This is a genomic window from Streptomyces anandii JCM 4720, assembly GCF_014650655.1.
Lineage (GTDB): Bacteria > Actinomycetota > Actinomycetes > Streptomycetales > Streptomycetaceae > Streptomyces > Streptomyces anandii.
The window spans coordinates 21,683-23,860 of the sequence record NZ_BMVJ01000011.1 but is presented as its reverse complement, the minus strand read 5'-3'; the positions used below and the strand labels follow the sequence as shown (position 1 = coordinate 23,860).

Sequence of the window (2,178 nt, the reverse complement as noted above, 5' to 3'; positions counted from 1 at the left end):
CGCGCGCGCATGTGTCCATCGTCTCAGGCGGGGGGCGCGCGGCGGAAATCAGCCAGGGGTGGTCACCGGGTGCGGGGCCCGGGGGCGCCGTCCGCCGGCTCGTATACCCCCATCCCGGGCGCCGGGCCGCGTCCGCCGCGCCGGTGCGCTGTCAACCCGCGCGCCTCGCCCGGTAATCCGCGCGCCGTCCTCACCGCGTACCTGCCACAATCAGGACCATGACCACGCTCAAGTCGAAGCTGCAGGAAGACCTCAACGCCGCGATCAAGGAGCGCGACGAGCTCCGCTCCTCGACGCTCCGGCTGACGCTCACCGCGATCACCAAGGAGGAGGTCGCGGGTACGGAGAAGCGCGAGCTCTCCGACGACGAGGTGCAGAAGGTGATCGCCAAGGAGGCCAAGAAGCGGCGTGAGGCCGCCGAGGCCTTCGCCCAGGGCGGTCGCGCCGAGTCGGCCGAGCGGGAGCGGGCGGAGGGCGAGGTGCTCGCCGCGTACCTGCCCAAGCAGATGTCCGACGAGGAGCTGGACCGGATCGTCGCCGCGGCGGTGGAGGAGGCCCGGGCCGCCGGTGCGGAGGGGCCGCGCGCCATGGGCGCGGTCATGAAGATCGTGAACCCGAAGGTCGCGGGGCAGGCCGAGGGCGGTCGCGTGGCCGCCGCGGTGAAGAAGCTGCTGGCGGGCTGAGCGGCAGCTCTCGCCAACATCAAGGGGCGCCGGCTGTTCGCCGTGCGCCCCTTGCGCGGTCGCTCAGCCGCGTTGTCCCCCGTTGCCGTTCCCGTGGGTGCCGCCGCTCTGGCCGCGGATGAAGCCCCCGGGGATGGAGAACGTCGGGTTGGGGAAGGCGCCGCCGTCGGTCGTGCCGCCGTTGCCGGTGCCGCCGTCGGTCAGGCCGCCGATGAGGCCGCCGATCGTGTCGCCGCCGTTGTCACCGTTGTTTCCGTCCGTGGTGCCGTTCCCGTTTCCGGTCCCCGGACCCTTTCCTTTTCCCTTGTCCTTGCCACCCCCGTCCGGGATGTTCACGAGGTTGAACGAGGGTGAGGGTTTGCCCTCCAGCGCTCCGGTCATCGCGTCGCGCCAGATGGGGCCGGGCACCTGACCGCCGTAGACGAGGGCGTTGAACACGCCGCCGATGCGGATGTTCTCCATCTGGACCTTCTGGGTGGCGCTGCCGACCCAGACCGCGCCGGCCAGGTTCGGCGTGTAGCCGACGAACCAGGCGTTCTTGCGCTCGTCCGTCGTACCCGTCTTGCCGGCGTTGTCGCGGTCGGAGAGGCCGGCCTGCTGTCCCGTACCGGAGTCGATCACGCCCTGGAGCAGGGTGTTCACGGTGTCGGCGGTCTTCTGGGACATGGCGCGCGAGCAGGTCGACTTGGGCACGGGCAGCGACTTCTGCTGCCCGCCGATCTTCTGCGTGATCGACTCGATGGCGATCGGCGTGCAGTACATGCCCCGGGAGGCGAAGGCGGCGTAGGCCGTCGCCATGGTCAGCGGGGAGATGCCCTTGGAACCGAGCGCGATGGCCGGCACCTGGGGCAGCTTGTCGCCGTTGCCCTGGACCACGTGCAGGTTGTTGGTCATGTTGACCACCGGGCACAGGCCGATGTCGGAGATCATCTGCACGAAGTAGGTGTTGACCGACTTCGCCATGGCCTCCTTGAGCGGGTACGGGCCGTGCTCGGAGGTGCTCTCGTTCTCGACGTCGGCGTGTTCCTGGTTGGTCCAGGTCTTGCCGTCGCACGCCTGGACCGGGCTGGGGTACGGCATCTTGTACGGCGAGGAGTACTCCTGCGTGGGCGGCTTGCCCTGCTCCAGCGCGGCCGCCGCCACGAACGGCTTGAACGTCGAACCGGTCGGGAAGCCGAAGTTCGAACCGCCCAGGTCGCTGCCGACCGAGTAGTTGATCTCGGTCTCGTTCTTGCCGTAGCCGTAGGGCTTGGACTGGCCCATCGCGACGACCTTGCCGGTGCCCGGCTCGACCAGCACGGCCGCGGCCGCCACCGGGTCCGACTGGTAGACGTGCTGCTTGAGCGAGGCCTGCACCGAGGCCTGGGCCTGCGGGTCGAGCGTGGTGCGGATGGTCAGGCCGCCCTGGTTCCAGATCTTGGCCCGCTGCTCGCGGGTCTTGCCGAAGACCGGGTCGGTGAGGAAGACCTGCTCGACGTACTTGCAGAAGAAGCTG

Annotated in this window: 2 protein-coding genes; one reads left to right on the top strand and one right to left on the bottom strand. The window is 69.8% G+C overall.

Annotated features, from left to right (window positions below; translation table 11 throughout):
* The first annotated feature begins 218 nt into the window (after positions 1 to 218).
* Entirely contained in the window at positions 219 to 683 is a 465-nt protein-coding gene (locus IE249_RS20330) for a GatB/YqeY domain-containing protein (protein ID WP_189706504.1), read from the top strand.
* Positions 684 to 746: 63 nt separating this feature from the next.
* On the opposite strand, the gene IE249_RS37955 is transcribed toward IE249_RS20330, so the two are convergent.
* The coding region (locus IE249_RS37955; RefSeq protein WP_268249708.1) for a transglycosylase domain-containing protein at positions 747 to 2,178 on the bottom strand (1,432 nt) is incomplete at its 5' end.